The following is an 11,360-nucleotide window of genomic DNA, read 5'->3' on the forward strand; positions in this document are numbered from 1 at the left end:
GCGTTCGGTGGTGTTTGCGGCTGACCCTTGCCGCGCGGCTAGGATCGGATTGTGTAGTTTTGATGACAGAGATTTTGCTTTCACGGTGACCGGCTGTTCAGCCAGCCATGCCCCGCAAACACTTGCTCTCCTCGCGGTCTTTTCATCAACGCGGCGCGCCCTTGGCGCAAAATTCGGCCATGCGCCAGCCCCACTCCGGGCCGGACCGTGCGATTACGAAGCAGTGTGATATTCATCACACACCGAACGGGGGCGCCTGTTAACCCGCCGCGATTTGGTGCAGGGAGCGGCGATGCAGTGCCCCCCAGCCCGCGCGCGATGACCCCCACCGTCCTCAACATCACCCGCTCGATCCTCGGCCAGCCGTGGCGCTGGCGCATGCTGGCGGCGGACGCACGCGACCCCGGTTTCGCGCCCGACGATCTCGTCACGCATCTGTTGCTTGCACGCGGGTGCCCGCGCGAGGCGCTCGACGCGCACCGGAGCCCGAGCATCCGCGCCTTCATGCCCGATCCGTCGATCTTCCAGGACATGGACCGCGCCGCCGCGCGGCTGGCCGATGCGGTGCAGGCGGGCGAACAGATCGCGATCTTCGGTGATTACGACGTCGATGGCGCCACCTCGGCGGCGCTCATGATCCTGCTGCTGCGCGAACTCGGGCTGGAGGCGCGCGCCTATATCCCCGATCGCCTGATGGAAGGCTATGGCCCGTCGGGCGAGGCGCTGGTGCGGCTGGCACGGGAAGGCGCACGGCTGATCGTCACGGTCGATTGCGGCGCTCAGGCGTTCGAGGCGCTCGAAATGGCGCGCGAAGCCGGAGTCGATGTGATCGTGGTCGATCACCATAAATGCGCGACCGCGCTGCCCCACGCGCATGCGCTGGTGAACCCCAACCGGCTCGACGAGACCGAGGGCGCGGCGCACGGGCATCTCGCCGCGGTCGGCGTGGCGTTCCTGCTCGGCGCCGCGCTAGTGCGGACGCTGCGCGGACGCGGATTTTTCGCTGCCCGCGCGGAGCCACGGCTGCTCGACCTGCTCGATCTGGTCGCGCTCGGCACCGTCGCCGATGTCGCGCAGTTGAAGGGTCTCAACCGCGCGTTCGTCGCGCAGGGCCTCAAGGTGATGGGGCAGCGCCGCAACGTCGGCCTCAGCGCGCTGGCCGATGCCGCGCGGATGAAGCGCGCGGCGGTGTGTTCCGACCTCGGCTTCGCGTTGGGCCCGCGCATCAACGCCGGCGGGCGGGTCGGCAAGTCCGATCTCGGGGTGCGCTTGCTGACGACGCGCGACCCCGCCGAGGCCGAGGCGATCGCCGCCGAGCTCGATCGCCTGAACGAGGAACGCCGCGCGATCGAGGCGCAAGTGCAGGAGGCCGCCGAGGCGATCGCGCTCAACAAGGGCAACCGCGCGGTAATGGTGGTGGCCGGGCCCGGCTGGCACCCCGGCGTGATCGGCATCGTCGCCGGGCGCCTGAAAGAGAAATACGGCCGCCCCGCGATCGTCATCGCCTTGGATGAGGCGGGCGTCGGCAAGGGCTCGGGCCGCTCGATCGCCGGAGTCGATCTCGGCGCAGGCGTGCTGGCGGCGAAGGACAGCGGCCTGCTGATCGCGGGCGGCGGGCATGCGATGGCGGCAGGGCTGACGATCGCCGAGGACCGGCTGGACGCGTTCACGGACTTCCTCGAGGAACGACTCGAAGCGGCGGTGACCCGCGCGATCGGCGACCGTGCACTGCTGGTCGATGCGTTGCTCGCGCCCGGCGGGGTCAATCCGGCGCTGGTCGAGTCGATGGAGGCCGGCGGCCCCTATGGCATGGGCTGGCCCGCGCCGCGCATCGCCGCCGGGCCGGTGCGGATCCTCAAGGCCGACATCGTCGGCAACGGCCACGTCCGCGCGATCGCCAGCGGCGATGACGGCCGGCCGCTCAAGACCGTCGCCTTTCGCGCCGCCGATACGCTGCTCGGGCAGGCGCTGCTCGGCGCACCGCCGCACCGCAGGCTGTGGGTCGCCGGCCGCGCCAAGATCGACGACTGGGGCGCCAAGCCCGCTGCCGAACTTCACCTCGACGATGCCGCCTGGGCCGATTAGACGCTTGACCTCGAGCGCATGTTTCCCTAGCAGCGCCCAACGCCCGCCCGGCAACGGCATGGCCCCTTCGTCTAAGGGTTAGGACGCGGCCCTTTCACGGCTGAAATACGGGTTCGAATCCCGTAGGGGTCACCATTCGTTGTTTTTCAACGACTTATAAATTCGAAGCGGCGGCAAATCTCCAAGCTCAAGTGGTTCGGGCGCAGGCATGCTCCGCCGCGCCACGTTCCGGCAGCCGGGACAAAGGGACGGCAGTTGCCACACGCACCCAAGCGCGCGGCTGGATCTTTTTCGATTGATCCAAGTTTAGATCATCGCGCTTTGTGACGAATCTTCAAAGACAACGATTTCGCGCGCCGGCGGGCGTAGTTTAGGATCGGTGTTTTCTGACGAATGGCGGGCAAATGTCGGGCAACACCATCATATCCACGGGCAATGCCGGTCTGGACACGATCCTGAAGGGTGGATTGCCCGCGAGCCGGCTGTATCTGCTGGAAGGCGCGCCCGGCGCGGGCAAGACGACACTGGCGCTTCAATTCCTGCGCGAAGGCGTCGCTCAGGGCGAACCCGTCCTGTACATCACCCTATCCGAGACCAAGGAGGAACTCGCCGTCGTGGCGGCGTCGCACGGCTGGGGGATCGACGATTTCGCGATCTTCGAGTTCGATTCGGCCGCGGAGATCCTCGGCGACGCGCGCGATCAGTCGATCCTGCATCCGTGGGAAATGGAGCTGAGCGAGACCATCAAGCTCATCCAGGACGCGGTCGACCGCGTCAAGCCGACGCGCGTCGTGTTCGATAGCCTTTCGGAAATGCGGCTGCTCGCGCAGGATCCGCTCAGATATCGTCGGCAGGTGCTCGCGCTCAAGCAGTTCTTCGCCGGGCGCAGCGGCACAGTGCTGCTGGTCGACGACATGACCGGATCGGAGACCGGCCGCGATTCTCAACTGCACAGCCTCTGCCACGGCGTCATCACGCTGGAGCGGTTGACGCTCGATTTCGGCGCGGCGCGGCGGCGGTTGCAGGTGCAGAAGCTGCGCGGCGTCGATTTCATCGCCGGCTATCATGATTTCATGATCCGCAAGGGTGGGCTAGATGTTTTCCCGCGGATGATCGCGGCCGATCACCACCGCGACTATGCGGACGAGCCGGTGGCGAGCGGGGTGGCGGAGCTCGACGCCTTGCTCGGCGGCGGGCCGATGCGCGGCACCAGCACGCTGGTCACCGGGCCGGCCGGCACGGGCAAGACGACGATCGCGCTGCAATATGTCCACGCCGCCTGCGATCGCGGCGAATGCGCCACGATCTACGAATTCGACGAGCGGATCGGAACGCTGCTGACGCGGGCGACGGCGTTCAGCCTCGATCTGCGAAAACATCTCGACAGCGGTTGCCTGCGCATCGAGCAGATCAACCCGGCGGAAATCTCGCCCGGGGAATTCGCGAGCCGGATTCGCGGCGAGGTCGAGGCGCGCGGCGCGCGAATGATCGTGCTCGACAGCCTCAACGGCTATATCGCGGCGATGCCGCAGGAACAGCAGCTCATCCTGCAAATGCACGAGTTGCTGTCCTACCTCAGTCAGCAGGGCGTCGTGACGTTCCTCATCAACCCGCAGCAAGGCTTGCTCGGGAATATGACGAGCAATCTCAACGTCTCGTATGTCGCCGACGCGGTGCTGCTGCTGCGCTTCTTCGAGGCGGGTGGGCGGCTCCGCAAGGCGATCTCGGTCATCAAGAATCGCGGCGGCCAGCATGAGGACGCGATCCGTGAGTTGCGTATCGACCCACGCGGCGTTCGCGTCGGGGAGCCCTTGACCGAGTTCAAGGGGGTGATGACGGGCACGCCCGAATATCGGGGCGGAGACGATCCGCTGATGGAAGACCGGCTTGAGCCATAGGCATGCCCCGCTCGGCCACCGGGTTTTGATCAGCGCGCCTTATGGGCGTGACGCCGAGAGCGTGTCCGCGCTGCTGGCGCGAGAGGGGTACGACGTATGCGTTCGCGGGAGCGTGCCGGACCTCGCCGCCGCGCTCGACGAACAAACCGGCGTCGTCCTCGTCACCGAGGAGGCGTTGCGGGGCGGCCTGGAGCCGCTGCAAGCCGCGCTGGCCGCGCAACCCGCCTGGTCCGACATACCGTTCATCCTGCTCGCCTCGCGGCGCGATATCGAGGGGCGATCGAGCGAGCGGGCGCGGCTGCGGATCGCCGAGGTGCTGTCGAACACGATCGTGCTCGAACGGCCGCTCGGCACCGCCTCGCTGCTGAGCGCGATCCGCTCGGCGATGCGATCGCGCCAGCGGCAATTCGACCTGCGCGACCGGCTGCGCGATCTGGCGACCAACGAGGAACGGTTGCGGCTGGCGACCGGCGCGGCGGACATCGGCACCTGGGAATATGACCCGGAACGCGACGTGCTGAGCTATGACGCGCGCTGCAAGGCGTTGTTCGGGCTGCCGGCGGATGCCGAGGTGACGTATCAGGGGTCGTTCGTCGCCGGGCTGCACGAGGACGATCGCGCGCGGGCGCTGGCGGCGGTCGAGCGATCACTCGATCCCGATGGCGACGGCCATTACAACATCGAATATCGCACGATCGGCTTGCAGGACGGAGTCACCCGCTGGGTGAATGCGCGCGGCCGCACGATCCGCGACGCCACGGGCCGCGTCCGCTTCCTCGGCACCGTCGTGGACATTTCCGCGCGCAAGGCGGCCGAGCGCGCGCTTGCCGAATCCCAGGAGGCGCTGCGGCGCGAGGGCGAGCAGCTCGACCAGTTGAACCGCACGCTTGAGCAGAAGGTCGCCGAACGTACCGCCGAACTCGAAGCCGAGATGGCGAACCGCAGCCGGATTGAGGCGGCGCTGCGGCAGAGCCAGAAGATGGAGGCGGTCGGGCAGCTCACCGGCGGCATCGCGCATGATTTCAACAATATGCTGACCGGCGTGATCGGCGCGATGGACATCATAAAACGGCGGCTCGCGAGCGGCCGGACCGACGACCTCGAACGGTTCATGGATGCCGCCGCGGCCTCCGCGCAGCGCGCGGCGGCCTTGACCGCGCGCCTGCTGGCATTCTCGCGGCGGCAATCGCTCGACACCAAGCCGACCGACGTCAACGCGCTCGCGCGCTCGCTCGACGATCTGCTGCGGCGCTCGATCCGCGAGAACATCTCCCTCGACTTCGCGCTGGCGCCCGGCCTTCCCTTCGCCGTGACCGACGCCAATCAGCTCGAAAACGCGATCCTCAACCTCGCGATCAACGCGCGTGATGCCATGCCCGACGGCGGGCAGCTTACCATCGAGACCGGCGTGGTCGAATTCGATGCGGCCTATGCGGCGGCGAAGCCCGATATCGAACCCGGCCGCTATGTCATGATCGGCGTGTCGGATACCGGCGTGGGCATGTCGCCGGAGGTGCTGGAGAAGGTGTTCGAGCCGTTCTTCTCGACCAAGCCGACCGGCCAGGGCACCGGACTCGGCCTGTCGATGGTCTATGGATTCGCGCGGCAATCGGGCGGGCAGGTGCGTATCCACAGCCAGCCGGGACAGGGCACCTCGGTGAAAATCTATCTGCCGGTCGAACAGGCTCCGCTCGCGCAAGGGCCGGACACGCCGCCGCTGGCGATCGACGGACACGGCCAGACGGTGCTGCTGGTCGAAGACGACCAATCGGTCCGCCTGCTGGTGGGCGACGTTCTCGAAGAATTGCGCTATCATACCATCGAGGCGAGCGATGCCGACGGCGCGCTGCCGATCCTGCGATCGAACCAGCATATCGATCTCATGATCTCCGACGTCGGGCTGCCCGGCATGAACGGCCGCCAGCTCGCCGAAGTTGCGCGCGAGCATCGGCCCGACCTGCCGATCCTGTTCGTGACCGGCTATGCCGAGAATGCCGCGATCCGCGCGGGATTCCTCGGCACCAACATGGCGATGATTACCAAGCCGTTCGCGATCGAGGCGCTGAGCGCCAAGATCGCCGAGATGGTAGCATCGTAAGAGGGCCGCTTCCCGTGCGGAGCGGTGGCGCGCATGGCGCGACGGAGAGGGCTCTCCGCCAGCGATGTCGCGCGCACAAGCCCACCATCCCGGAGCCCACGCGCCCTTTCCGCCGCGACGCGGGAAGGATCAGACGGTGGCGCGTTTGCGTTCGAGGAAGAAGCGCACCATTTCGCGCGACGCGTCGGGGCCGGCCGGGTCGGTGTAGGAGCCGGATGCGTCTCCGCCCGACCAGGCATGGCCGGAACCCGCGATCGTCCAGCGTTCGATCAGCACCCTGCCCCGCCCGTCGGCGCTCGTCTCGCGCGTGTAGGAGCGCCCGGCCGGATTGCGGACGGTCTCGACCGTGGCGGTGAGCGGCGCCGGCGCGACGGCGGCGGCCGCCGCCACGATCTCGCGGCTGTTGATCTCGTTTACGGTCGCGTCGCGGTCGCCGTGGAAGGTGATGACGGGAACGAACCGCCGCCCGGTGTCCGTCGCGCGCGTGCCGCCGCCCCGCTTCATCGCGTGGAGCGCGCTCGGCAAGTCGCGCGCCACCCCGCAGGCGAGACCCGAATGGATGCCGACCGCGGCATAGAGATCGGGATATTCCGCCGCCATGATCGCCGCCGCCGCGCCCCCCGCCGACATGCCCGCGACATAGACACGCGCGGGATCGGCACGTTCCTCGGCAATCACCTGACGGGTGACGCCGGCGAGCAGCGCCGGCTCGCCGCGATCACGCCGCTGATCGCCGGGTTTGAACCAGTTCCAGCATTTCTGCGCGTTGGCGGCTTGCGTCTGGCGTGGATAGGCGACGAGGAAGCCGTGTTCGTCCGCGAACCGGTTCATGCCCGTCCCCCGCGCGAAATCCTCGGGCGATTGCGTGCAGCCGTGCAGCATCACGATCAGCGGCATTCCCGCCCTCGCCTGCGCGGGCCGGTAAAGCCGGTAGTGCATCGTCCCCTCCGGGCCGCTGTAGCTGCGCTCCTCGAAGCGCGCTTCGCGGCCGGGCGCGGTGGTCGTGTCAGGCGCGGCTTTCGTCCGCCCGAACGGGACGTTCTCGATCAACGTGCCGCCGGCCGCGCCTGCCGGAGCCGGCGCACCGCCGCCGCGCGTGAAGGCGGAGCGGAGCAAGGCGGTCGCTTCGAGCAGCTTGCCCGATCGTGTCAGGCGCAGCGCCTCTTCCATCGATGTCTTGAGAGCCATGTTGATATCCTTCGATGGTCAGGCGATGCGATCCGCGAGCGCGGCCTTGACGGCCGGCGTCGCGTGCAGCGCGCCGAGGATGGTGAGCGACGCGATCGTCGCCCTCGCGAGCTCTGGGGAAACCTCGGGATCGATGCTGGTGAGGCCGAGCACACGGATTTCGAGCACCTCGCCCGCATCGCGCACCGCCTCGAGCTGCGCGCGTGAGAAATAGCTGATGCCGAGATCGAGGCGCTTGCGCACGACCGACTTTTCGGCGGCCTGGCGATGGCGTTCGAGCTGGTTGCGGATCGCCGTGCGGATGAAGTCGGTGCGGTTCGAATAGAAACCGTCCCGCACCATCAGGTCAATATGGCCGAGATCGACATAGCCGAGATTGATGGTGATCTTCTCACTGTCGGCCTTGGGCCTGAACTCGTGAACTTCCGCCATCACAACCGCCCTACCATCCGTGTGGATGGTATATGGATGATTAGAGTCTATTGTGCAAGTGCGAGATCATGACGGGTTTCGAAATGGCCGGGCTTTCGGCACCTTTGCGCCCGCAGCGGGTTTCATCCCTATGAAATCAAAGGGTGAAGATGACCGCCAGCCGCGACGAACTCGCTGAGCGACACGGCCTTCTCGCCGATTTCGGCGCGTTCGCGCTGCGTTGCGACGACCTTTCCGCCGTCCTTGCCGAAGGCTGCCGCATCGTCGCGCGGGCGCTGCGCACCGATGTCGTCAGGGTGGTAGAACTCGACGCGGCCGGCGGCGCGGCGCGGGTCCGCGCCGGCATCGGCTGGGCGGCGGATATGGTCGGCACGCATCTCGACGCGGACGAAACCGCCTTCACGGTGCGTTCGCTCGAGCCGGAAAGCCTCGCCATGACGCAGGACACCGCCCCGCAGACCCGGTCCCTGCGCGCGCGGGACGTGAGCGCGATCGTCGGCGCGCCGATCATCCTGCCGGGCGGCAAGCCCTATGGGGTGCTCCAGGCGCTCGCGCGCGCGCCAGGCGCGTTCGACCAAGAAGATATCGCGTTCCTGCACACCTATTGCGCGGTGCTCGGGCTGATCGTCGACCGGCTCTTCAAGATGGCCGCGCTGGAGCGCACCGACGAGCGTTTTCGGCTGGTCGTCGAGAACGCGCATGGCTTCGCGATCATCCTGTCCGATCAGGATGATATCATCACCGACTGGTTTCACGGCGCCACCGAGGTGTTCGGCTGGAGTGAGGAAGAGATGATCGGCAGGACGATGGCCGACATCTTCACCCCCGAAGATCGCCTCAACGGCATCCCGGAGCGCGAGAGCGCGGAAGCGCGCGCCAATGGCAAGGCGCCGGACATCCGCTGGCACGTCACCAAAGGCGGCAGCCGCGTCTTCGTCGATGGCCAGACTATCGCCTTGCGCAACCCGGACGGCGCGGTCGCGGGGTTCCTCAAGATCGGGCAGGATCTCACCAATCGCAAACGCAACGAGGAACGCCAGACCGTGCTGCTGGCCGAACTGCAGCACCGCGTTCGCAACGTGCTCGCGATGGTGGCCTCCGTGGTCAAGCGCGGCGACGCGGCGGTCAGCACGCAGGAGTTTCGCGACCGGTTGAGCGGACGCATCGCGGCGATGGCCCGCACGCAGGCGCTGCTGACGCGGGGCCCGGGCGTTGGCGTCGCGTTGGACGGCATTATCCGCGACGAGTTGGTCGCGCAGGACGCGGAGGAGAGCCGGGTCACGGTCGCCGGGCCGCAGATCTCGCTGTCGCCCAAGGCGGCCGAAGTGCTGACGCTCGCCATCCATGAGCTTGCCACCAACGCCGCCAAATATGGCGCGCTGTTGCAACCGCGCGGCCGGATCACGGTAGGCTGGCGACTCGATCGGCGGGACGAACGCGACTGGCTGGCGCTGGAATGGCGCGAGAGCGCGGTCGAGAACCCGGCGGACGCGGGACATGGCCGGGGCTTTGGCACCGAACTGATCACCCGCCGTGTTCCTTATGAGCTGAGCGGCGAAGGCGAACTCACGGTCACTGCGGACGGCCTGCGTTGCCGCATCGCCTTCCCGCTCGCCGCCGGCGACAGCATCCTGCAGACCAATTCGCCGCCGCTGCCGAACATACGGGAGACCGGATCGTGACCGCACCATCGCTTGAGGGCTGTTCCGTCCTCGTCCTTGAGGACGATTTCTACCTCGCCGACGATATCGCCGAGGCGCTGAGGCGGGCCGGCGCCCGCGTGCTGGGCCCGTTCGCTAACGCGGCGGGCGCGCTCGCTTCGCTGCGCGGCGCGCGCCCCGATCTCGCCGTGCTCGACGTCAATCTCGGCGCCGAGACGAGCATCGAAGTGGGCCGCGGCCTGCGCGGGGACGGCGTGCCGATCCTGTTCGCGACCGGCTATGACGCGTCGGCGCTCCCCCCGGACCTCGCCGATGCGGCCTATCTGCCCAAACCAGTCAACATGACGGCGCTGGTGTCCCGGCTGCGCGACTTGCGCGGCGAGCGTCAAACGCTTCCGCTGCGCACCCCATGACCAGTCAAGACGCTGATCTGGTCGGCATCTGAACTCTTTCCGGGCTATTTTGCGTAGGTCCATCTCGGTATCAGCGCCGAAGCCACTGGCATGCTGATCTTTTCGGCCCGCGCGGTGATAATCTTGTCGGCACCGGTGTAGATGCTGATGATGGCCCAGCAGACCACGGATACGAACGCCGCGCGCCGGCACACCTTGGGGAACGCATGATGCCCGAACTCTATACGCTGCGCCTGCAATGCCCCGATCGCCCCGGCCTTGTCGCGCGTGTCGCCACCTTCCTGTTTGAAAGCGGTGCCAACATCGTCGATGCGCAGCAGTTCGACGATGCGCTAAACGATCGCTTCTTCATGCGGGTCGCGTTCCGGCCCGGCAGCGACGCGGGCCTTGATGCGGTACGCGCGGCATTCGCGCCGATCGCGGGCGCGGCCGGGATGGATTGGTCGCTCAACGATCAGCGCAGCCGCAAGAAGGTGCTGCTGATGGTATCCAAATGGGACCATTGCCTGGGCGACCTCCTGTACCGCATGCGGCTGGGCGAGCTGCCGATGGAGGTGGTGGCGATCGCATCGAACCACCCGCGCGAGGTGCTTCACACGTCGCTGATGGACGCGATTCCCTACCACCACCTGCCCGTCACCCGCGAAACGAAGGCGCAGCAGGAAGCGCAGATCAAGGCGCTGGTCGAGGAAACGAGAGCGGAATTGGTCGTCCTGGCGCGTTACATGCAGATACTTTCCGACGATCTCGCCGCTTTCCTCTCCGGTCGCTGCATCAATATCCATCACAGCTTCCTACCCGGTTTCAAGGGCGCCAAGCCCTATCATCAGGCTCACGCCCGCGGCGTCAAGATGATCGGGGCCACTGCACATTACGTCACGGCGGATCTGGATGAAGGACCGATCATCCACCAGGACGTCGAACCGATCGGCCATTCGGACACACCTGACGAATTGGTGCGCAAAGGCCGCGATATCGAGCGCCGTGTGCTGGCCGAGGCGGTACGGCTGCATCTCGACGATCGCGTCTTCCAGAATGACGGGCGTACCGTCGTCTTCCGGGGCTAATCGCGGCAGCACGGACCGATCGGCGCGGGCTCGGGCGCTGCGCGGCCGGGCGAACCCGTATCGAGGCCGAACCGCTGGCTGCAAACGGCATCCGGCCGGCGACAGCGGATAGACATGGTGGCATCCAGCCACATTTCGCCGGACGCTTGGGAGGTTGCTCAGAGGCACAAGGCATGGAGAAAACGCACAAAAAAGCCGCCCTGAGGTATCTCGGGCGGTTGTGGGCGTGTGGTGATTGGTTGCGGGGACAGGATTTGAACCTGTGACCTTCAGGTTATGAGCCTGACGAGCTACCGGGCTGCTCCACCCCGCGCCAAGGATCCCCGCGTGGGTGTGCGGGGGGAGACATGTGAATGGGTTCTGAGAGATCCGAGTATATGTTCCTGCGCACCGGCTTCAATGCCTGGCGACGACCTACTCTTCCATCGCTTAAGCGATAGTACCATTGGCGCGGACTGGTTTCACGGCCGAGTTCGGGATGGGATCGGGTGGGGCACAGACGCTATAGCCACCAGGCA

General features: G+C 67.0%; 8 protein-coding genes, 2 tRNA genes and 1 rRNA gene. 7 read left to right on the top strand and 4 right to left on the bottom strand.

The genetic code is table 11. The features are described from left to right. Positions 1–318 precede the first annotated feature (318 nt). The 4 genes from recJ to BLS81_RS05435 all read left to right on the top strand — a co-directional run bounded on the left by recJ (position 319) and on the right by BLS81_RS05435 (position 6,081). Positions 319–2,085, top strand: a complete 1,767-nt coding sequence (recJ, locus tag BLS81_RS05420) for a single-stranded-DNA-specific exonuclease RecJ (RefSeq protein WP_093221578.1) — start codon at positions 319–321, stop codon at positions 2,083–2,085. A gap of 60 nt (positions 2,086–2,145) precedes the next feature. Further along, positions 2,146–2,220 (top strand) — tRNA-Glu (locus tag BLS81_RS05425). Positions 2,221–2,489: 269 nt separating this feature from the next. Continuing rightward, on the top strand, positions 2,490–3,983 hold the full coding sequence (locus BLS81_RS05430; protein WP_093221581.1) for an ATPase domain-containing protein: 1,494 nt from the start codon (positions 2,490–2,492) through the stop codon (positions 3,981–3,983). A 61-nt stretch (positions 3,984–4,044) separates the two neighbouring features. After that, on the top strand, positions 4,045–6,081 hold the full coding sequence (locus BLS81_RS05435; protein ID WP_256326071.1) for an ATP-binding protein: 2,037 nt from the start codon (positions 4,045–4,047) through the stop codon (positions 6,079–6,081). Positions 6,082–6,210: 129 nt separating this feature from the next. Here the strand turns inward: BLS81_RS05435 and BLS81_RS05440 are convergent, their stop codons facing one another. Both BLS81_RS05440 and BLS81_RS05445 read right to left on the bottom strand, forming a co-directional pair. Further along, on the bottom strand, positions 6,211–7,269 hold the full coding sequence (locus BLS81_RS05440) for an extracellular catalytic domain type 1 short-chain-length polyhydroxyalkanoate depolymerase (protein WP_093221586.1): 1,059 nt from the start codon (positions 7,267–7,269) through the stop codon (positions 6,211–6,213). Positions 7,270–7,287: 18 nt separating this feature from the next. Next, complete coding sequence (locus BLS81_RS05445; protein ID WP_093221588.1) at positions 7,288–7,701, bottom strand: CopG family transcriptional regulator; 414 nt, start codon at positions 7,699–7,701, stop codon at positions 7,288–7,290. A 149-nt stretch (positions 7,702–7,850) separates the two neighbouring features. Between BLS81_RS05445 and BLS81_RS05450 the strand changes: the two genes are divergently transcribed. From BLS81_RS05450 to purU, 3 genes are all read left to right on the top strand, one after another. Next, positions 7,851–9,383 carry a sensor histidine kinase gene (locus tag BLS81_RS05450; protein WP_256326081.1) on the top strand — a complete coding sequence of 511 codons (1,533 nt, stop codon included), beginning with the start codon at positions 7,851–7,853 and terminating at the stop codon, positions 9,381–9,383. Continuing rightward, positions 9,380–9,775 carry a response regulator gene (locus BLS81_RS05455; protein WP_093221594.1) on the top strand — a complete coding sequence of 132 codons (396 nt, stop codon included), beginning with the start codon at positions 9,380–9,382 and terminating at the stop codon, positions 9,773–9,775. Before BLS81_RS05450 ends, BLS81_RS05455 begins: the two co-directional genes overlap by 4 nt. Before the next feature lie 209 nt (positions 9,776–9,984). After that, on the top strand, positions 9,985–10,842 hold the full coding sequence (gene purU, locus BLS81_RS05460) for a formyltetrahydrofolate deformylase (RefSeq protein WP_093221878.1): 858 nt from the start codon (positions 9,985–9,987) through the stop codon (positions 10,840–10,842). Positions 10,843–11,078: 236 nt separating this feature from the next. Here the strand turns inward: purU and BLS81_RS05465 are convergent. Continuing rightward, positions 11,079–11,155 (bottom strand) — tRNA-Met (locus BLS81_RS05465). Positions 11,156–11,243: 88 nt separating this feature from the next. Further along, positions 11,244–11,358: ribosomal RNA gene (gene rrf / locus BLS81_RS05470) — 5S ribosomal RNA — on the bottom strand. Positions 11,359–11,360 lie beyond the last annotated feature (2 nt).

It is taken from the genome of Sphingomonas sp. NFR15 (genome assembly GCF_900103265.1).
In the GTDB taxonomy this organism is placed as follows: Bacteria; Pseudomonadota; Alphaproteobacteria; order Sphingomonadales; family Sphingomonadaceae; genus Sphingomonas; species Sphingomonas pollutisoli.

Bases quoted from the DNA above. Each gene is read 5' to 3' on its own strand.
- recJ (WP_093221578.1), top strand. From the start codon at position 319: ATGACCCCCACCGTCCTCAACATCACCCGCTCGATCCTCGGCCAGCCG.
- BLS81_RS05430 (WP_093221581.1), top strand. From the start codon at position 2,490: ATGTCGGGCAACACCATCATATCCACGGGCAATGCCGGTCTGGACACG.
- BLS81_RS05440 (WP_093221586.1), bottom strand. From the start codon at position 7,269: ATGGCTCTCAAGACATCGATGGAAGAGGCGCTGCGCCTGACACGATCG.
- BLS81_RS05445 (WP_093221588.1), bottom strand. From the start codon at position 7,701: ATGGCGGAAGTTCACGAGTTCAGGCCCAAGGCCGACAGTGAGAAGATC.
- BLS81_RS05450 (WP_256326081.1), top strand. From the start codon at position 7,851: ATGACCGCCAGCCGCGACGAACTCGCTGAGCGACACGGCCTTCTCGCC.
- purU (WP_093221878.1), top strand. From the start codon at position 9,985: ATGCCCGAACTCTATACGCTGCGCCTGCAATGCCCCGATCGCCCCGGC.